General features: G+C 54.6%; 15 protein-coding genes and 5 tRNA genes. 12 read left to right on the plus strand and 8 right to left on the minus strand.

What is annotated here, in order from left to right:
* The first annotated feature begins 14 nt into the window (after window positions 1–14).
* From tolA to pnuC, 11 genes are all read left to right on the plus strand, one after another.
* Complete coding sequence (gene tolA, locus APU11_RS13640) at window positions 15–1,316, plus strand: cell envelope integrity protein TolA (protein ID WP_060578531.1); 1,302 nt, start codon at window positions 15–17, stop codon at window positions 1,314–1,316.
* 130 nt (window positions 1,317–1,446) lie between these two features.
* Window positions 1,447–2,739 (plus strand): Tol-Pal system beta propeller repeat protein TolB, encoded by a 1,293-nt coding sequence (tolB, locus tag APU11_RS13645; protein WP_013097529.1) that lies wholly within the window; start codon window positions 1,447–1,449, stop codon window positions 2,737–2,739.
* Window positions 2,740–2,774: 35 nt separating this feature from the next.
* Complete coding sequence (pal, locus tag APU11_RS13650; protein WP_006177214.1) at window positions 2,775–3,296, plus strand: peptidoglycan-associated lipoprotein Pal; 522 nt, start codon at window positions 2,775–2,777, stop codon at window positions 3,294–3,296.
* 9 nt (window positions 3,297–3,305) lie between these two features.
* A complete protein-coding gene (gene cpoB / locus APU11_RS13655; RefSeq protein ID WP_013097528.1) occupies window positions 3,306–4,100 on the plus strand; it encodes a cell division protein CpoB in 795 nt (264 codons plus the stop codon).
* 161 nt (window positions 4,101–4,261) lie between these two features.
* Window positions 4,262–4,337: transfer RNA gene (locus APU11_RS13660), tRNA-Lys, on the plus strand.
* Between the two features lie 27 nt (window positions 4,338–4,364).
* Window positions 4,365–4,440: transfer RNA gene (locus tag APU11_RS13665), tRNA-Val, on the plus strand.
* A 3-nt stretch (window positions 4,441–4,443) separates the two neighbouring features.
* Window positions 4,444–4,519, plus strand: a tRNA-Lys gene (locus tag APU11_RS13670).
* A gap of 46 nt (window positions 4,520–4,565) precedes the next feature.
* A tRNA-Lys gene (locus APU11_RS13675) sits at window positions 4,566–4,641 on the plus strand.
* A gap of 22 nt (window positions 4,642–4,663) precedes the next feature.
* Window positions 4,664–4,739, plus strand: a tRNA-Lys gene (locus APU11_RS13680).
* Between the two features lie 191 nt (window positions 4,740–4,930).
* On the plus strand, window positions 4,931–5,974 hold the full coding sequence (gene nadA, locus APU11_RS13685; protein WP_058650391.1) for a quinolinate synthase NadA: 1,044 nt from the start codon (window positions 4,931–4,933) through the stop codon (window positions 5,972–5,974).
* Between the two features lie 22 nt (window positions 5,975–5,996).
* Entirely contained in the window at window positions 5,997–6,716 is a 720-nt protein-coding gene (pnuC, locus tag APU11_RS13690) for a nicotinamide riboside transporter PnuC (protein ID WP_058650392.1), read from the plus strand.
* On the opposite strand, the gene zitB is transcribed toward pnuC, so the two are convergent.
* The gene (zitB, locus tag APU11_RS13695; RefSeq protein ID WP_058650393.1) at window positions 6,713–7,645 is read right to left on the minus strand and encodes a CDF family zinc transporter ZitB; all 933 of its coding nucleotides are present in this window, start codon (window positions 7,643–7,645) and stop codon (window positions 6,713–6,715) included. The two genes, pnuC and zitB, sit on opposite strands and share 4 nt — an antisense overlap.
* A 106-nt stretch (window positions 7,646–7,751) precedes the next feature.
* A complete protein-coding gene (locus APU11_RS13700; protein ID WP_020685076.1) occupies window positions 7,752–8,129 on the minus strand; it encodes a YbgS-like family protein in 378 nt (125 codons plus the stop codon).
* A gap of 304 nt (window positions 8,130–8,433) precedes the next feature.
* Between APU11_RS13700 and aroG the strand changes: the two genes are divergently transcribed.
* The gene (gene aroG, locus APU11_RS13705) at window positions 8,434–9,486 is read left to right on the plus strand and encodes a 3-deoxy-7-phosphoheptulonate synthase AroG (protein WP_013097523.1); all 1,053 of its coding nucleotides are present in this window, start codon (window positions 8,434–8,436) and stop codon (window positions 9,484–9,486) included.
* Between the two features lie 61 nt (window positions 9,487–9,547).
* Here aroG and gpmA read toward each other — a convergent pair whose 3' ends face one another.
* The 6 genes from gpmA to modF all read right to left on the minus strand — a co-directional run bounded on the left by gpmA (window position 9,548) and on the right by modF (window position 16,456).
* Window positions 9,548–10,300 carry a 2,3-diphosphoglycerate-dependent phosphoglycerate mutase gene (gene gpmA / locus APU11_RS13710; protein ID WP_008501111.1) on the minus strand — a complete coding sequence of 251 codons (753 nt, stop codon included), beginning with the start codon at window positions 10,298–10,300 and terminating at the stop codon, window positions 9,548–9,550.
* 220 nt (window positions 10,301–10,520) lie between these two features.
* On the minus strand, window positions 10,521–11,564 hold the full coding sequence (galM, locus tag APU11_RS13715; protein WP_058650394.1) for a galactose-1-epimerase: 1,044 nt from the start codon (window positions 11,562–11,564) through the stop codon (window positions 10,521–10,523).
* Window positions 11,558–12,706 (minus strand): galactokinase, encoded by a 1,149-nt coding sequence (galK, locus tag APU11_RS13720; protein ID WP_058650395.1) that lies wholly within the window; start codon window positions 12,704–12,706, stop codon window positions 11,558–11,560. The genes galM and galK overlap by 7 nt, the downstream gene beginning before the upstream one ends.
* A 3-nt stretch (window positions 12,707–12,709) precedes the next feature.
* Entirely contained in the window at window positions 12,710–13,756 is a 1,047-nt protein-coding gene (gene galT, locus APU11_RS13725) for a galactose-1-phosphate uridylyltransferase (protein ID WP_057071726.1), read from the minus strand.
* A 9-nt stretch (window positions 13,757–13,765) separates the two neighbouring features.
* On the minus strand, window positions 13,766–14,782 hold the full coding sequence (gene galE / locus APU11_RS13730; protein ID WP_023622345.1) for a UDP-glucose 4-epimerase GalE: 1,017 nt from the start codon (window positions 14,780–14,782) through the stop codon (window positions 13,766–13,768).
* Between the two features lie 201 nt (window positions 14,783–14,983).
* Entirely contained in the window at window positions 14,984–16,456 is a 1,473-nt protein-coding gene (gene modF, locus APU11_RS13735) for a molybdate ABC transporter ATP-binding protein ModF (protein ID WP_058650396.1), read from the minus strand.
* Window positions 16,457–16,513 lie beyond the last annotated feature (57 nt).

Below are 16,513 nucleotides of genomic sequence, written 5' to 3' on the forward strand. Positions count from 1 at the left end.
TTTGGGAACCGATAGTGTCAAAGGCAACCGAACAGAACGACAAGCTTAAGCGAGCGATAATCGTCTCCGCAGTGCTGCATGTGATCCTTTTTGCAGGGCTGATCTGGAGTTCGTTCGACGAGCATATTGATGCATCAGCGGGCGGCGGTGGCGGTTCTTCTATCGACGCCGTCATGGTGGATCCCGGTGCGGTCGTGCAGAACTATAACCGTCAGCAACAGCAGCAGGCGAGTGCAAAACGGGCTGAAGAGCAGCGAGAAAAACAGGCGCAACAGCAAGCGGAGGAACTGCGTGAAAAGCAGGCCGCCGAGCAGGAACGTCTGAAGCAGCTTGAGAAAGAACGTTTGCAGGCGCAGGAAGCCGCGAAAGAGCAGGCAGAACAGCAGAAGCAAGCCGAAGAGGCCGCGAAGAAAGCCCAGGAACAGCAAAAGCAGGCGGAAGAGGCGGCAGCGAAAGCCGCAGCGGATGCCAAAGCACAGGCTGATGCCCAGGCGAAATTAGCGGCAGAAGCGGCGAAGAAAGCCGCTGCCGACGCCCAGAAGAAAGCGGAAGCCGAAGCCGCGAAGAAAGCCGCCGCTGATGCCCAGACGAAGGCGGAAGCGGAAGCCGCGAAAAAAGCCGCTGCCGATGCTCAGAAGAAAGCGGAAGCCGAAGCCGCGAAAAAAGCCGCTGCTGATGCTCAGAAGAAAGCGGAAGCCGAAGCTGCGAAAAAAGCGGCTCAGGAAGCCGAGAAGAAAGCGGCTGCCGAGGCTGCGAAGAAAGCCGCTGCTGCTGAAAAAGCGGCTGCGGAGAAGAAAGCTGCCGCCGAGAAAGCGGCTGCCGACAAAAAAGCTGCAGCTGAGAAGGCTGCTGCCGATAAAAAAGCGGCTGCTGAAAAAGCTGCAGCGAAAAAGGCTGCTGCAGAGAAAGCCGCGGCCGCTGCGGGCGTTGACGATCTGCTGGGCGATCTCAGTTCCGGTAAGAATGCGCCGAAAACAGGCGGTGGGGCGAAGGGGAGTGGTCAGCCGTCTAAAGACAGCGGTACTTCGGGTGCCAACGGTGGAGCGACGGGGGCGGATATCAGCGCTTACGCTAAGCAGATTCAGGTGGCTATTCAGAGTCGCCTGTTTGATGCAGGCCTTTATCAGGGTAAACAGTGCGTGCTGCATATCAACCTTGCGCCAGACGGCCGGTTGAAAAATGTGACGTCTGAAGGGGGCGATCCTGCGCTTTGTCAGGCAGCATTGGCCGCAGCAAGATCGGCGAACATTCCTAAACCGCCTAGTGAGGCTGTTTATGAAAAGATAAAAGATGCCAAACTGGACTTTAAGCTGTAATCGACTCTCCTTACGGAAGTATGGAAAACAGTCTATTGTCGTAACCAGGGTTTAGTAGTTTTGTCTATTTGGGTTTGTTAACATTCTGCTAAATTATCGTGGGTAAGGTTACCCAGATAAGGGAGATATGATGAAGCAGGCATTACGTGTAGCATTTAGTTTCTTAATGCTGTGGGCAGCTGTACTGCACGCAGAAGTACGTATCGAGATCACCCAGGGGGTGGACTCGGCACGCCCAATCGGTGTAGTTCCATTCCAGTGGGCTGGCCCTGGTGCGGCGCCTGAAGATGCCGGTGGCATCGTGGCAGCTGACCTGCGTAACAGCGGTAAATTCAACCCGTTAGATCGTTCTCGTCTGCCTCAGCAGCCGGGTAGCGCGCAGGAAGTTCAACCTGCCGCGTGGTCTGCACTGGGCATTGATGCCGTGGTTGTGGGTCAGGTTACCCCTAACCCGGACGGCTCTTACAACGTGGCCTGGCAGCTGGTGGATACCGGTGGTGCACCGGGTACCGTTCTGGCTCAGAACTCTTATAAGGTCACTAAACAGTACCTGCGCTATGCGGCTCACGCTGCCAGCGATGCGGTATTCGAAAAACTGACCGGTATTAAAGGTGCGTTCCGTACCCGTATCGCCTATGTGGTACAGACCAACGGCGGCCAGTTCCCGTATGAGCTGCGCGTCTCTGACTACGACGGTTACAACCAGTTCCTGGTGAAACGCTCTTCTCAGCCACTGATGTCTCCAGCCTGGTCTCCGGACGGATCTAAACTGGCCTACGTGACCTTCGAAAGCGGTCGTTCTGCGCTGGTTATCCAGACGCTGGCTAACGGTGCTGTTCGTCAGGTGGCGTCGTTCCCGCGTCACAACGGTGCGCCTTCGTTCTCGCCGGACGGCTCTAAGCTGGCCTTTGCGCTGTCAAAAACCGGTAGCCTGAACCTGTACGTGATGGACATTGGTTCTGGTCAGATCCGTCAGGTGACGGATGGTCGCAGCAACAACACGGAACCATCATGGTTCCCGGACAGCCAGAACCTGGCGTTTACCTCTGACCAGGCAGGCCGTCCGCAAATCTATAAAGTGAACATCAACGGCGGTGCTCCGCAGCGTATCACCTGGGAAGGCTCTCAGAACCAGAACGCAGATGTGAGCAGCGACGGTAAATTTATGGTAATGGTCAGCTCCAACGGTGGGCAGCAGCACATTGCCAAACAAGATCTGGTAGCGGGTGGCGTCCAAGTTCTGTCGTCAACGTTCCTGGATGAAACGCCAAGTCTGGCACCTAACGGCACTATGGTAATCTACAGCTCTTCTCAGGGGATGGGATCTGTGCTGAATCTGGTTTCTACAGATGGGCGTTTCAAAGCGCGTATTCCGGCAACTGATGGACAGGTAAAATCCCCTGCCTGGTCGCCGTATCTGTAAATAATAATTAATTGATTACTAAAGGAATCATAGAAATGCAACTGAACAAAGTGCTGAAGGGGCTGATGATCGCTCTGCCTGTAATGGCAATCGCAGCGTGTTCTTCTAACAAGAACGCCAGCAATGACCAGAGCGGCGAAGGCATGATGGGTGCCGGCACCGGTATGGACGCGAACGGCAATGGCAACATGTCCTCTGAAGAGCAAGCGCGTCTTCAGATGCAGCAGCTGCAGCAGAACAACATCGTTTACTTCGATCTGGATAAATACGACATCCGTTCTGACTTCGCTGCGATGCTGGATGCTCACGCTAACTTCCTGCGTAGCAACCCGTCTTACAAAGTCACCGTAGAAGGTCACGCGGACGAACGTGGTACACCAGAGTACAACATCTCCCTGGGTGAACGTCGTGCTAACGCTGTTAAAATGTACCTGCAGGGTAAAGGCGTTTCTGCTGACCAGATCTCCATCGTTTCTTACGGTAAAGAAAAACCTGCAGTACTGGGTCATGACGAAGCGGCGTACGCCAAAAACCGTCGTGCCGTACTGGTTTACTAAGAGAATTGCATGAGCAGTAACTTCAGACATCATCTGTTGAGTCTGTCGTTACTGGTTGGAATAGCGGCCCCCTGGGCCGCTTTTGCTCAGGCACCAATCAGTAGTGTCGGCTCAGGCTCGGTGGAAGACCGGGTCACTCAACTCGAGCGTATCTCTAACGCTCACAGTCAGCTTTTAACCCAACTCCAGCAACAACTTTCCGATAACCAAACTGATATCGACTCCCTCCGTGGTCAGATTCAGGAGAGCCAGTATCAGCTTAACCAGGTTGTGGAACGTCAAAAGCAGATCTTGCTGCAGATTGATAGCCTGAGCAGCGGGGGGGCAGCAGCGCAACCAGCAGCGGGCGATCAAAGCGGAGCGGCCACAGACGCGCCAGCGCCTTCAGCCGATGCCTCTGCTGCGACAGGGGCGCCTGTGCAGAGCGGTGACGCGAATACGGATTACAACGCGGCCATTGCACTGGTACAGGATAAATCGCGCCAGGATGATGCTATCGTTGCGTTTCAGAACTTCGTTAAGAAGTACCCGGATTCCACTTACCAGCCAAACGCAAATTACTGGCTGGGTCAGTTGAATTACAACAAGGGTAAAAAAGACGATGCGGCGTTTTATTTCGCTTCTGTGGTGAAAAATTACCCGAAATCGCCAAAAGCGCCTGATGCGATGTTTAAGGTCGGCGTGATCATGCAGGACAAAGGTGACACTGCGAAAGCCAAAGCGGTTTATCAGCAGGTGGTTGCAAAATTCCCGGGCACGGAAGGGGCCAAACAGGCGCAAAAACGTCTGAGTTCGATGGGATGATTATCGCATGACCAGAAATCGCGTTATTTCTGGTCGTGCAGCATGATTACTAAGCAGTTAAGTGATCTTCATCGAAATTTTTGTTGCGCAGAATTCTTAAATCAGTAATATATGCCGCCGTTGCCACGGGATATCAAACAACGTGAAAGCAGCGTAAAAGTGGGTCGTTAGCTCAGTTGGTAGAGCAGTTGACTTTTAATCAATTGGTCGCAGGTTCGAATCCTGCACGACCCACCACTTAAAGCAGTTCCGGCAGTACAGAGTGGGTGATTAGCTCAGTTGGTAGAGCATCTCCTTTACACGGAGGGGGTCGGCGGTTCGAGCCCGTCATCACCCACCACTCGGGTCGTTAGCTCAGTTGGTAGAGCAGTTGACTTTTAATCAATTGGTCGCAGGTTCGAATCCTGCACGACCCACCACTTCAAACGTGGAACCGAGTAAAATCTTCGAAGTCAGCACCCGAATGGGTCGTTAGCTCAGTTGGTAGAGCAGTTGACTTTTAATCAATTGGTCGCAGGTTCGAATCCTGCACGACCCACCACTTCGAAGAAAAATCCCGCAAGGGGTCGTTAGCTCAGTTGGTAGAGCAGTTGACTTTTAATCAATTGGTCGCAGGTTCGAATCCTGCACGACCCACCAATGTTAAAAAGCGCCCTAAAGGCGCTTTTTTGCTATCTGCAATACAACAAATGCTCCGCACATCTATTCCCGGTGACTTTTCACTCCAGATTCGCTATCTTGTTTAGTATACAAAACACAATTGCCCTGCGTTTTGCTATGTCAGGCAAAAGAAAGGCAATATTGTTAAGCCAGTAAAACGAGAAGCCATAATGAGCGTGATGTTTGATCCTGAAGCCGCAATCTATCCCTTCCCGCCGAAGCCTGTTCCGCTGAACATGGATGAAAAGCAGTTCTACCGTGAGAAAATCAAGCGTCTTCTCAAAGAGCGAGATGCCGTGATGGTGGCACATTACTACACCGACCCGGAAATCCAGCAGCTGGCGGAAGAGACCGGAGGCTGTATTTCTGACTCTCTGGAGATGGCGCGCTTTGGTGCAAAACATCCTGCTTCCACGCTCCTGGTTGCGGGGGTGCGTTTTATGGGGGAAACGGCAAAAATCCTTAGCCCTGAAAAAACCATCCTGATGCCAACGCTGAACGCGGAGTGTTCACTGGATCTCGGCTGTCCGATTGACGAATTCTCGGCCTTCTGCGATGCCCATCCTGACCGGACCGTGGTGGTGTACGCTAATACGTCGGCAGCAGTGAAAGCGCGCGCAGACTGGGTTGTTACGTCGAGCATCGCCGTTGAACTGATTGAGCACCTGGACAGCCTGGGTGAGAAAATTATCTGGGCACCCGACCGCCATCTGGGAAGCTACGTCCAGAAGCAGACCGGGGCAGACGTGCTCTGCTGGCAGGGCGCCTGCATCGTTCATGACGAGTTCAAGACGCAGGCACTGGCCCGCATGAAGGCGCTTTACCCTGACGCCGCTATTCTTGTTCATCCTGAATCACCGCAGTCGATTGTCGACATGGCCGATGCCGTGGGTTCAACCAGCCAGCTTATTAATGCTGCCAGAACGTTGCCGCATAAGCAGCTTATCGTGGCGACCGATCGCGGTATCTTCTACAAGATGCAGCAGGCCGTGCCGGAGAAAGAGCTCCTCGAAGCGCCAACCGCAGGCGAGGGGGCCACGTGCCGCAGCTGTGCGCACTGTCCGTGGATGGCGATGAACGGCCTGAAAGCGATTGCCGAAGGGTTAGAAACCGGCGGTGCGGCGCATGAAATCCATGTGGATGCCGCTCTGCGTGAAGGCGCGTTAGTTCCACTTAACCGCATGCTGGATTTTGCGGCTACACTACGTACTTAATTCACTACGTCCCGGGGAAAAGATGGATTTTTTTAGCACACAAAACATTCTGGTTCATATACCGATTGGTGCAGGTGGCTATGACCTGTCATGGATTGAGGCCGTTGGCACGCTGGCGGGATTACTCTGTATCTGGCTCGCAAGCCTGGAGAAGATAAGCAATTACGCGTTCGGGCTCATTAACGTTACGCTGTTTGCGATTATCTTCTTCCAGATCCAGCTCTACGCAAGCTTGCTTTTGCAGCTGTTCTTTTTTGCGGCCAATATCTACGGGTGGTACGCGTGGTCGCGGCAGAACAGCCAGCAGGAGGCCGAGCTGCAGATCCGCTGGTTACCCTTGCCGAAAGCCATCGCCTGGTTTGTCGCGTGTGTGGTCGCCATTGGTTTAATGACGGTCTACATCAACCCGGTATTTGCTTTCCTGACCCGCATTGCTGTGGCGGCCATGTCCGGCATCGGGTTACAGGTGACAATGCCTGTGCTTCAGCCGGATGCTTTCCCGTTCTGGGATTCCTGCATGATGGTGCTGTCCATTGCGGCGATGATCCTGATGACCCGTAAATACGTTGAGAACTGGCTGCTGTGGGTCATCATCAATGTCATCAGCGTGGTGATTTTCGCCCTGCAGGGCGTCTATGCGATGTCACTTGAATATCTGCTGTTGACCTTCATTGCCCTGAACGGAAGCCGGATGTGGATTAACAGCGCGCGTGAGCGAGGCTCTCACGCGCTCTCCAATTAATGGTGATGATGATGTGAATGGTCGGACTGCGCCTCATTCAGGTGGCAATCCGGCCCGTTACAGGGCTGGTACTCCATCTGGATGGTCGCGTGACCAATTTCATAGTGATGTTCAAGAAAGTGCTGGATGCGTTCGAGCAGCGCATCGTGGTCGTGCGGCGGGATCACCTGGACGTGCAACGTCATAACCGGTTTCTCGCCCACCAGCCAGACATGCACGTGGTGGACGTTACGTACTTCAGGAACTGAACGATGCAGATTACGCTTTAACTCGGCGATATCCACAGAGGCGGGGGCCCCCTCCAGCAACTCATTGACGCTCTCCTTCAATAGCCGCCAGGCGCTGCGTAACACCAGACACGAGACCAGTACAGAAAGAATAGGGTCGACAGGCGTCCAGCCGGTGTAGAGGATCACCAGTGCGGCAACTATGGCTCCCACCGAGCCCAGTAAATCTCCCATCACATGCAGAGCCGCGGCGCGTACGTTAAGGTTCTTTTCACCACTGCCGCGATGCAAAATCCAGAAGGCCAGAAGATTGGCAAGCAGCCCCGCCACGGCGATCGCCATCATTGTCATCCCGGCGACCGGCTGAGGGTGTCTGAAGCGCTGAATGGCCTCCCAGACGATAAGAAGGGTAATGACCACCAGCGCAATCGCATTAACAAACGCGGCAAGCGTCGTCAGCCTCAGCCAGCCGAACGTATGGCGTGCATTAGGAGGACGACGGGCAAACTGTACGGCCAGGAGGGCAAAAAGCAGCGCTGCTGCATCGGTAAGCATATGTCCGGCGTCAGCCAGCAGCGCCAGGGAGCCGGAGATCAAACCACCGATCACCTCAATAATCATGAAGGTGGCGGTAACGCCGAAGGCCAGCAGCAGGCGTTTAGCGTTGTCGTCGCTGGAGGCGTGGGAATGTGTGTGAGCCATGTTATCTTTCCTGATTCGTTATTGTTATTAGTGTAGCGTTTTTAATAAGTTACTCAAAAAGAAAGGAGAGCCTGAGCTCTCCTTTCGCAGTTAAATCAATAACCGGTTACTGGGTTGTACCATCCGTTTTGGTATTGGCATCATCGCCCACTTTGTCATTCGCGTCCGGGCAACGGCCGTCTTTACACATTGTGTTTTTGTGAACCTCATCCTTGCTCATATTGTCATGATTCATGGTGCCGGAGTCGGTACCATCAGGGTGCAGCATCGTGCCGCCGGTATTCGTGTTCCCGTTATTAATTTGGCTGTTATCGACATTGTTCGGGGCGACATTCTGTTTGGCATCAGGGGCCACCTGGCCTGCTGACGCAGCCGCGTTAGCATCGCCGTTACCCGATGAGCTCGTTTCAGCCGCAAGGACGCTGCCGCTTGCCAGGGTAAGGGTTGCCGTCAGGAAGAGAGTTGCCAGTTTCGTCATTTTCATCATGGTGCTCCTGTTCTTGTCGTTACGCTGGATAACATTCTCCAACAGTGCATCTTTTTCAGAGGCGAAAGATCCCGCCAGACGGACTTACGTCAGTAGGGAATCGCGTTTAATAAAGCAAAAATGGTTGTTACAGTTAAAAAGCTTAGGTTAGATCTCGTTTTTCGCTATTTTGTGGCGATTTTTAGGCGAATTCCAGGAATTATCTGCGTGAAGTGTAAAACCGTGTTTACACTTCCTGGTCGACAAGATAGATTGAAAGGATTGCTTTCATTACTAAAGATATGGCAGAGCTGGAAAGAAGATGAATTATCAGAACGACGATTTACGCATTAAAGAGATCAATGAGTTATTACCTCCTGTAGCACTCCTTGAGAAATTCCCCGCCACTGAAAATGCCGCAAACACGGTTTCTCATGCTCGTAAAGCGATCCATAAGATCCTGAAAGGTAATGACGATCGTCTTCTGGTGGTGATTGGCCCGTGCTCAATCCACGATCCTGCCGCGGCAAAAGAGTATGCCGCGAGACTGCTTAAGCTGCGCGAAGAGCTTAAAGATGAGCTGGAAATTGTGATGCGCGTGTACTTTGAAAAGCCGCGCACCACCGTTGGCTGGAAAGGGCTGATTAACGATCCGCATATGGACAACAGCTTCCAGATTAACGACGGCCTGCGTATTGCGCGCAAGCTTTTGCTGGAGATTAACGACAGTGGCCTGCCAGCCGCCGGTGAGTTCCTGGATATGATTACGCCACAATATCTGGCAGACCTGATGAGCTGGGGCGCCATTGGCGCGCGTACCACTGAATCTCAGGTTCACCGTGAACTGGCGTCCGGCCTCTCTTGCCCGGTGGGTTTTAAAAACGGTACCGATGGCACCATCAAAGTCGCTATTGACGCCATCAATGCGGCAGGGGCACCACACTGCTTCCTGTCCGTGACCAAATGGGGTCACTCTGCCATTGTTAACACCAGCGGTAACGGTGACTGCCATATCATTCTGCGCGGCGGTAAAGAGCCTAACTACAGCGCAAAACATGTCGCGGAAGTGAAGGTCGGGCTGGAAAAAGCGGGGCTGCCGCCTCAGGTGATGATCGACTTCAGCCACGCCAACTCCAGCAAGCAGTTTAAAAAGCAGATGGAAGTCGGCGCAGATGTTTGTCAGCAGATTGCTGGCGGCGAGAAAGCGGTGATAGGGGTGATGATTGAAAGCCATCTGGTTGAGGGTAACCAGAACCTCGAAGGCAGCGAGCCGCTGGTCTATGGCAAGAGCGTGACGGATGCCTGCATTGGCTGGGAAGATACCGACGCCATCCTGCGTCAGCTGGCGAATGCGGTAAAAGCCCGTCGCGGTTGATTCTTCCGGCACAAATAAAAAAGCGCGGAAGGCTCCGCGCTTTTTTTATGTCCGGCGAAAATTACTTCGCTTTACCCTGGTTCGCAACAGCCGCGGCTTTCGCTGCGATCTCATCCGCGTTACCCAGATAGTAGTGTTTGATTGGCTTGAAGTTTTCGTCGAACTCATACACCAGCGGTACGCCAGTCGGGATGTTCAGTTCGAGGATCTCGTCTTCACCCATGTTGTCCAGGTATTTCACCAGCGCGCGCAGGGAGTTACCGTGAGCGGCGATGATCACGCGCTCACCGCTTTTCAGGCGTGGCAGAATGGTTTCGTTCCAGTAAGGAACAACGCGGTCAATGGTCAGCGCCAGGCTCTCGGTGGTTGGCAGCTCAGCGTCGGTCAGTTTCGCGTAACGCGGGTCGTGGCCCGGATAGCGCTCGTCATCTTTGGTCAGCTCTGGTGGGGTTACCGCGAAGCCGCGACGCCACTGTTTAACCTGCTCGTCACCGTACTTCTCAGCGGTTTCGGCTTTGTTCAGACCCTGCAGCGCACCGTAGTGACGCTCGTTCAGTTTCCAGGATTTCTCAACCGGCAGCCAGGCCTGATCCAGCTCGTCCAGCACGTTCCACAGGGTGTGGATGGCACGTTTCAGCACAGAGGTGTAAGCAAAATCAAAGCTGAAGCCTTCTTCTTTCAGCAGTTTACCTGCTGCTTTTGCTTCGCTTACGCCTTTCTCAGACAGATCAACGTCGTACCAACCGGTGAAGCGGTTTTCGTTGTTCCACTGGCTTTCGCCGTGGCGCACCAGAACCAGCTTAGTAATAGCCATCTCTTACTCCTCAAGCATTTTTAGAATGATAACAATTCTCATTATATTGCCGTGGCCGTGCCAGCAGCAACGCTTAACCCTAACCATAGCGAAAATAGTCTCTGAGTGTAAGGTGCTTGTGAATCCAGGGTTATGATTTTGTCTGCGATTGGCGCTATTTTCAGCAAGGAGTGCAGAAAAAAGCCCTCCAGGGGAGGGCTGACGATGTTGCGGCCGGAGGTTAACCGTGCGGAGTAAAATGATACTCGGTGACGCTGACGTACTCTTCACCCGGGCGCAACACACAGTCCGGCTGTGGCCATTCGGGATGGTTCGGGCTGTCCGGCAGGAACTCGCTTTCCAGCGCCAGACCTTGCCAGTCGCTGTACTCGCCGTGCTCTCGTGCGGTTGTCCCGCCAAGATAGTTACCTGAGTAGAATTGCAGGGCAGGGGCGCTGGTGTAGACCGTCATCTGCAGTTTTTCATCCGCAGACCAGACCTGTGCAGCAGGCTGTTTCACATCGCCTTGTGCCTGCAGCAGGAACGCGTGGTCGTAACCTTTCACCTTGCGCTGATCGTCATCGCTCAGGAAATCCTGGGCGATAGATTTTGCGTTGCGGAAGTCAAAGCTGGTACCTTCCACGGGCTTCAGCCCCTGATACGGAATGCCCATCTCGTCCACCGGCAAATAGGCATCCGCAAGGATCTGCAGCTTATGGTTACGCACATCGCACTGGTTACCGTCCAGATTGAAGTAGGCGTGGTTGGTCAGGTTGACCGGACACGGCTTATCGACCGTCGCACGGTATTCAATGGCGATACGGTTGTCGTCGGTCAGCGTAAAGCGTGCAAACGCGGTAAGGTTACCCGGGAATCCCTGGTCGCCATCCAGCGAGTCAAGTGAAAACAGCACTTCCCGGTCGTTTTGCTGGACAATTTTCCAGCGGCGTTTGTCAAATCCTTCCGGTCCACCATGCAGCTGGTTCTCACCCTGGCTTGGCAGCAACGTGTAGCGAACACCGTCGAGCTCAAAACGGCTTTTCGCAATGCGGTTCGCATAGCGCCCGACGGACGCGCCAAGATAGGCGGCCTGGTTGATATACTGCTCAGGCGACGCGCAGCCGAGAAGGGTTTCGCGCACGCTGCCGTCTGGCATTGGTACGCGGGCGGAAAGCAGGGTGGCACCCCAGTCCATGAGCGTAACAACCATCCCCGCGCTGTTGCGCAGGGTTAACAGGCGATACGGCAGACCATCCGGTGCGAGGGTTGGCGTTTCGTTTAGCACTGTCCGGCTCCTTGTGATGCTTTACAAACATAGAACGTTTCTTTAATGCCCGTTTTGGCTTCGTACTGTGTCTCCACCGCCGACTGGACGGCCGGGACGAGATCTTCCGGCACCAGAGCGACGATGCAGCCACCAAAACCACCGCCCGTCATGCGTACACCGCCTTTATCGCCGATGACCGCTTTGACAATCTCCACCAGGGTGTCGATTTGCGGAACGGTGATTTCGAAGTCATCGCGCATGGAGGCGTGGGACTCTGCCATCAGTTCCCCCATACGTTTCAGGTCTCCTTTTGCCAGCGCGGAAGCGGCTTCAACGGTTCGGGCGTTTTCGGTCAGCACATGACGAACGCGTTTTGCCACTACCGGATCCAACTCGTGCGCCACTTTGTTGAATTCATCAAGCGTCACGTCGCGCAGGGCCGGCTGCTGAAAGAAGCGTGCGCCGGTTTCGCACTGCTCGCGGCGGGTGTTGTACTCGCTGCCCACCAGCGTACGTTTAAAGTTGCTGTTGATAATCACGACCGCGGCACCCTTTGGCAGGGGAACGGCTTTGGTTCCAAGCGTTCGGCAGTCAATCAGTAACGCATGCTCTTTTTTGCCCAGCGCGGAGATAAGCTGGTCCATGATGCCGCAGTTGCAGCCCACAAACTGATTCTCCGCTTCCTGGCCGTTCAGTGCGATTTGCGCCCCGTCCAGCGGCAGATGGTACAGCTGCTGGAAAACGGTTCCCACCGCCACTTCCAGGGATGCCGACGAGCTTAAACCGGCCCCTTGTGGCACGTTGCCGCTGATGACGAGATCTGCACCGCCAAAATTCTTGTTACGCTTTTGCAGATGTTTCACCACGCCGCGCACATAGTTGGACCACTGCTGGCTGTCGTGGATAACAATCGGGGCATCGAGGGAAAACTCGTCCATCTCATTACCGTAATCCGCCGCAATCACGCGCACTTTGTGGTCATCGCGCTTTGCGCAGGCGATCACCGTCTGGTAATCAATGGCACAGGGCAGAACAAAACCGTCGTTGTAGTCGGTGTGTTCACCAATCAGGTTTACGCGGCCAGGTGCCTGGATAACGTGGGTGGCAGGGTAGCCAAATTTTTCAGCAAACAGGGATTGTGTTTTATCTTTCAGACTCATTTATTAGACTCCTGATTCGCGATAATGGACATCGCTAACGGCACGCAGGCGTTCTGCGGCCTGTTCTGCCGTCAGGTCACGCTGGGTTTCCGCCAGCATTTCATAGCCCACCATAAATTTACGCACCGTCGCAGAACGCAGCAGCGGCGGATAGAAATGGGCATGCAACTGCCAGTGTTGATTCTCTTCGCCGTTAAACGGTGCGCCGTGCCAGCCCATTGAGTACGGGAAGGAGCACTGGAACAGATTGTCGTAACGGCTGGTCAGCTTTTTGAGCGCCAGCGCAAGATCGTCACGCTGTGCGTCGCTGAGATCCGTAATGCGCTGAACATGTGCTTTAGGCAGCAGCAGCGTTTCAAAGGGCCACGCCGCCCAGTACGGTACAACGGCCAGCCAGTGTTCCGTTTCGACCACAGTACGGCTACCTTCGGCCAGTTCACGCCGGGTGTAGTCCACCAGCATCGGGGAGCCGTTTTCCGCGTAATAGGCTTTTTGCAGGCGATCTTCTCGTTCGGCTTCGTTGGGCAGGAAACTGTTCGCCCAGATCTGCCCGTGTGGATGCGGGTTAGAGCAGCCCATCGCGGCGCCTTTATTTTCGAATACCTGCACCCACGGATAAGTCTGGCCCAGCTCCGCAGTTTGTGCCTGCCAGGTGCTCACCACCTCTTTCAACGCATCAACGCTAAGCTCCGGTAGCGTTTTGCTGTGATCGGGCGAGAAGCAGATCACGCGGCTGGTTCCCCGGGCGCTTTCACAACGCATCAGCGGATCATCGCTCTGCGGCGCGTCCGGCGTGTCGGTCATGAGCGCGGCAAAATCGTTGGTGAAAACGAAGGTGCCTTTGTAGTCCGGGTTTTTATCTCCCGTTACGCGGGTGTTGCCCGGACACAGGAAGCAGTCCGGGTCGTGCTGTGGCAGCGTCTGTTTTGCAGGCGTCTCTTGCGCCCCCTGCCAGGGGCGCTTGGCGCGATGCGGAGACACCAAAATCCATTGCCCGCTAAGCGGGTTAAAACGACGATGCGGATGATCGACGGGATTGAATGAAGTCATGACGGATCCTTAGTCCGGATAACCTTGTGGGTGGCGAGACTGCCAGTGCCAGGTATCCTGTGCCATTTCATCCAGCGTGCGGGTAACACGCCAGTTAAGCTCTTTATCGGCTTTGGTTGCATCAGCCCAGTATGCCGGGAGGTCTCCTTCGCGGCGGGGGGCGAAGTGATAGTTGACCGGCTTACCGCAGGCTTTGCTGAAGGCGTTAACCACATCCAGCACGCTGCTGCCAATACCGGCGCCGAGGTTGTAAATATGCACGCCCGGTTTGTCGGCCAACTGCTGCATTGCTGCCACGTGGCCGTCGGCCAGATCCATAACGTGGATGTAATCACGCACGCCGGTGCCATCTTCGGTTGGGTAGTCATTGCCGAACACCGCCAGCGACTCGCGGCGGCCCACCGCCACCTGTGCGATATACGGCATCAGGTTATTTGGAATACCCTGCGGATCTTCACCCATATCGCCTGACGGATGGGCGCCGACCGGGTTGAAGTAGCGCAGCAGGGCGATGCTCCACTCCGGCTGTGCTTTTTGCAGGTCGGTCAGGATCTGTTCCACCATCAGTTTGCTTTTGCCGTACGGGCTTTGTGGCGTACCGGTGGGGAAGCTTTCAACGTAAGGAATTTTGGGCTGGTCGCCGTAGACGGTGGCGGATGAGCTAAAGATGAAGTTTTTGACGTTCGCCGCGCGCATGGCGGAGATAAGACGCAGGGTACCGTTGACGTTGTTGTCGTAATACTCAAGCGGCTTCGCGACCGACTCACCGACCGCTTTCAGGCCAGCGAAGTGGATCACCGTTTCAATGGCATGGTCGTGGAGGATCTCGGTCATCAACGCTTCATTGCGGATGTCACCTTCGACGAAAGTCGGCTGTTTTCCGCCAAGACGTTCAATCACAGGCAGCACGCTGCGCTTACTATTGCACAGGTTGTCGAGGATGATGACATCATGACCGTTTTGCAGCAGTTGCACACAGGTATGACTTCCTATGTAACCGCTACCACCTGTTACCAGAACTCGCATATTTCGCTCCATTAGGCTTATGGTATGTAATAACCATAGCATAACAGAGACGTGAAAAGTGTGACATGGGATAAATTAGTGGAATCGTTTACACTGTTTTTCAAACCCGCTTTTTTTTGATCCAGTCGCATTGTAGATCAAAGAGATAAAGAAGTATCACTGCAGGTTATCTGAAAAGCGGAGGGCGGTGCCCTCCGGAAGTTAATCGATTTTGCTCAGCAGGTAACGATAGTGCTCACCGTCCGGGATAAACTCCAGACGGTGCGTGATGCAGGCCGGTGCGTCTTCAGCATGATGTGAGACAAACAGTAACTGGGTCTCACCTTCGCCAATCAGCACATCCACAAAGCGACGGATCAGCTGGCGGTTCAGCGGATCCAGCCCCTGAAGCGGCTCATCGAGGATCAGCAGAGTCGGGTGTTTCACCAGCGCACGGACGATCAATACCAGACGCTGCTGCCCCCAGGACAGACTGTGAAACGGCGCGTCAGCGACCCGGTTGTCCATCCCCAGAATATCCAGCCACTGCTGGGCCAGCTTGTGCTGTTTGTCCGATACCGCCTGATAAATACCGATGGAATCAAAGTACCCGGAGAGGATCACATTGCGTACGGTGGTGCTGACCCGGTAATCCAGATGCAGGCTGCTGCTGACATAGCCGATATGCTTTTTGATATCCCAGATGGTTTCACCGCTTCCGCGACGGCGGCCAAACAGGGTCAGATCGTTGCTGTAGCCCTGCGGGTGATCGCCGGTGATCAGACTCAGCAGCGTCGATTTCCCCGCGCCGTTGGGACCGACAATCTGCCAGTGTTCGCCCGGATTAACCGTCCAGCTGAGATGATTCAGGATCGGACGATCGTCATAAGAGACCACCCCGTTACGCAGCACAATCCGCGGCTGATTGGGATCTAAAGCGAGACGTACCGAAGGGGCGTCGGGTTCGGGCAGGGTAATGCCGTCGAGCTTTTCGCTGTGCGCCAGTTGGGCAATCAACGCCTGCTTCAGCAGTACCGATTTTTCGCCGGTTTCGGTAAGGCTGCAGTCAGCCAGCACCCCGACGTTCTGCACAAAATCCGGGATTTCATCAAAACGGTTAAGCACCAGCACAAGGGTATAGCCCTGCTGGTTAAGCGAGGCCAGCAGGTCCGCCAGCTGGGCGCGGGACTGCACGTCCAGACCGTCGAACGGCTCATCCAGGATTAACAGCTCAGGTTCACTCATCAGCGCCTGGCAGAGCAGCGTTTTACGCGTCTCGCCGGTAGAAAGGTATTTGAAGCGGCGGTTGAGAAGGGCGGTGATGCCAAACTGCTCCGCCAGCTGCTGACAACGGGCAGGATTGTTGACTTCATCCTGAATAATTTCTGCCGTTGTGCGGCCCGTGTCTTCTTCGCCCGGGCTGAGGAGGTCCGTGTTGTTACGCTGCCATTCATCGCTCACCAGCTTCTGCAGCTGTTCAAACGACAGGCGCGTCGTACGCGTAAAATGGCTCTGGCGTTCGCCTTTAAGCAGGGTGAGCTCTCCGGCCAGCGCCCGGGCCAGCGCGGACTTGCCGCTTCCGTTGGTGCCCACAAATGCCCAGCTTTCACCCGCATGGAGTGTTAAATCTGGCAGCGTCAGCGTTCGGGTATCGCCAAGACGAAACGTACCTTGCGAAATATGCAATGATGACATGATTTATCCCATTTTTTGCAGCATCAGATGTCAGGGATACTCACTGTCGACACGCTT

The sequence above is a fragment of the Enterobacter sp. 50793107 genome (assembly GCF_001463365.1).
Taxonomy (GTDB): Bacteria; Pseudomonadota; Gammaproteobacteria; order Enterobacterales; family Enterobacteriaceae; genus Enterobacter; species Enterobacter cloacae.

What these genes read in the sequence shown, in the direction of transcription:
- tolB (WP_013097529.1), top strand. Translation starts at nt 1,447, where the DNA reads ATGAAGCAGGCATTACGTGTAGCATTTAGTTTCTTAATGCTGTGGGCA.
- cpoB (WP_013097528.1), top strand. Translation starts at nt 3,306, where the DNA reads ATGAGCAGTAACTTCAGACATCATCTGTTGAGTCTGTCGTTACTGGTT.
- gpmA (WP_008501111.1), bottom strand. Translation starts at nt 10,300, where the DNA reads ATGGCTATTACTAAGCTGGTTCTGGTGCGCCACGGCGAAAGCCAGTGG.
- zitB (WP_058650393.1), bottom strand. Translation starts at nt 7,645, where the DNA reads ATGGCTCACACACATTCCCACGCCTCCAGCGACGACAACGCTAAACGC.
- pnuC (WP_058650392.1), top strand. Translation starts at nt 5,997, where the DNA reads ATGGATTTTTTTAGCACACAAAACATTCTGGTTCATATACCGATTGGT.
- pal (WP_006177214.1), top strand. Translation starts at nt 2,775, where the DNA reads ATGCAACTGAACAAAGTGCTGAAGGGGCTGATGATCGCTCTGCCTGTA.
- nadA (WP_058650391.1), top strand. Translation starts at nt 4,931, where the DNA reads ATGAGCGTGATGTTTGATCCTGAAGCCGCAATCTATCCCTTCCCGCCG.
- galE (WP_023622345.1), bottom strand. Translation starts at nt 14,782, where the DNA reads ATGCGAGTTCTGGTAACAGGTGGTAGCGGTTACATAGGAAGTCATACC.
- galT (WP_057071726.1), bottom strand. Translation starts at nt 13,756, where the DNA reads ATGACTTCATTCAATCCCGTCGATCATCCGCATCGTCGTTTTAACCCG.
- APU11_RS13700 (WP_020685076.1), bottom strand. Translation starts at nt 8,129, where the DNA reads ATGAAAATGACGAAACTGGCAACTCTCTTCCTGACGGCAACCCTTACC.
- modF (WP_058650396.1), bottom strand. Translation starts at nt 16,456, where the DNA reads ATGTCATCATTGCATATTTCGCAAGGTACGTTTCGTCTTGGCGATACC.
- aroG (WP_013097523.1), top strand. Translation starts at nt 8,434, where the DNA reads ATGAATTATCAGAACGACGATTTACGCATTAAAGAGATCAATGAGTTA.
- galK (WP_058650395.1), bottom strand. Translation starts at nt 12,706, where the DNA reads ATGAGTCTGAAAGATAAAACACAATCCCTGTTTGCTGAAAAATTTGGC.